General features: G+C 71.6%; 2 protein-coding genes. Both read right to left on the bottom strand.

Annotated elements, in window-relative coordinates:
• On the bottom strand, positions 1–697 hold a 697-nt coding region (locus HW445_RS31145; protein ID WP_180224131.1), incomplete at its 3' end, for a hypothetical protein.
• A gap of 167 nt (positions 698–864) precedes the next feature.
• A partial coding sequence (locus HW445_RS31150) for a YeeE/YedE thiosulfate transporter family protein (protein ID WP_180224132.1) occupies positions 865–1,336 on the bottom strand: 472 nt, incomplete at its 5' end.

Genomic DNA, 1,336 nt, shown 5'->3' on the forward strand with positions numbered 1-1,336 from the left:
CCAGTGCGGCCAGCGCCTCGCCGGCCGCCTTCGCCGCGCCGTCGCGGATCTTGTCGGCGCTCGGCGTCGTCTTCTCGACGAAGTCGCCGCCGTTGTACGTGACCACGACCAGGGCGTTGCCCGAACGGACCGTCAGCTCGGTCTCCTGGACCTTGTTGCCCTTGTCGCTGGTCTTGGCGCTCAGCGAGTACGCCTCGTCGCCGAGTCCCTCGAACGGCCCGCCCTTGCCGTCGGCGACGACACGGTCGAAGGCCTTCTGCGCGTCCTCGTTGGACCGGCGTATCTCGTAGGAGACGTCGAGCCAGCGGTACGAGTAGCCCTTGAGCGCGTGCCACTGACACATCCTGCGCACGTCCTTGTCGGTGGACGCGAGTTCGCCGGTGGTCAGCTTCCCCGGCACCAGCGAGGTGACGGTCTTCTTGGAGACCGCCTTGCAGGGGTCCGGCGCCTTCTCGTACGTCTTCTCCTGCTCGTCGGACCCTCCGGAGGAGCCCTCGTCCTCGCCCGCGCCCTTCCCGGTCCCGCCGTCCTCGCCGCCGGAGTCCGGTGACGTGCCGGAGGAGCCGGACTTCTCGCTGCTCGCCGCCGCCTCCGGCGGGTCGGCGAGCGGACCGGCGGACATCGCCCAGCCGGCCGTGGCGAGGACGACGACCGGCACCAGGCGCACAGTGAGAGCGAGCGGCAGGGAAAAGGGCACGGCGCACTTCTCTGGGAGACGACGGCGGAGCCTGCCGAGGCAGGCGAACGCCAGTCAAACATGTGTTTCTGCCGGTACGGAAGCCTGAACTCGCTCCGTGGCCGGACGGTCACAACCCGGACGGGGCGGAACCGGTTCCTCCGCAAAGCGAGCGGGGCTCCGGGGGCTCAGCAGACGCCGTCGCCCGGCTTGGGGTTGCCCAGGCCGAACAGCGGACGCAGCTTCAGGCCGATCCACGTCCCGCCGAGCGCGAACGCCCCCCACAGCCAGCCGTGCAGGCTGCCCGAGGCGATCCCCGCCAGGTAGGCGCCGATGTTGCACCCGCCGGCCAGGCGCGCGCCGATGCCCATCAGCACACCGCCGAGAACCGCCGCGACCGCCGTGCGCCAGGGGATGTTCCGGTGCAGGGCCCAGGTACCGCCGAGCGAGGCGGCGACCGCGGCCCCGATCATGATGCCGATGTCGGTGAGGCTGGTCTTGTCGGCCAGCACCGGGCCGGCGAGCATCTCCGCGTTGCCGGGACGCTGCCACCAGGTCCAGTTCTCCGGATGCCCGCCCAGCGCGCCCACCAGCTCGGAGCCCCACAGGCTGAAGGCGCTGGTGACCCCCCAGGCGCCGCCGGACACCAGCAGCACCGCG

Source organism: Streptomyces sp. UH6 (assembly GCF_013421635.1).
Lineage (GTDB): Bacteria > Actinomycetota > Actinomycetes > Streptomycetales > Streptomycetaceae > Streptomyces > Streptomyces abyssomicinicus.